General features: G+C 54.0%; 1 pseudogene. It reads right to left on the reverse strand.

Annotation, left to right across the window (positions count from 1 at the left end):
- Positions 1-417 (reverse strand): annotated as a pseudogene (locus HK11_RS11885) (transposase); the annotation flags it as partial.

Raw genomic sequence — 417 nt, forward strand, 5'->3', positions numbered from 1 at the left:
CTTCAAAATGCGCTTGAGGTGAGCAAACAGCATTTCGACCTTCTTTCGTTCTCGTCTGGAGACAATATAGGCGTCGGTTAAGGCAATGTCGCGGGCCAGATCACGAGCGCCTTCATGGACGGAGCGCAGGACCTTACGACTGGGCTGATCGGGGCAGCATTTCGGTTTGAGAGTGCATACGTCGCACGCCAGTTTCGACGAACGCTATCGAAGTAGGTTGTCGGGAGGGGCGTTTGGTTGATCCGAGTTGATCTTGCGCCACTGCTGCTTCAGTTCCTGGCCTCCAGGACAGATGTAAAGATCATGCACATGGTCATATGTGAAATCTCGACGTTCGAAAGTCCCGTCCTGCCGGGCAGATTTGTCGAAGACCGGAATGTGAGGTTCTATGCCACGCTCATGAACCAGCCACGCAAG

Origin of the sequence: Acetobacter sp. DmW_043 (assembly GCF_002153485.1) — a bacterium.
Taxonomy (GTDB): domain Bacteria; phylum Pseudomonadota; class Alphaproteobacteria; order Acetobacterales; family Acetobacteraceae; genus Acetobacter; species Acetobacter thailandicus.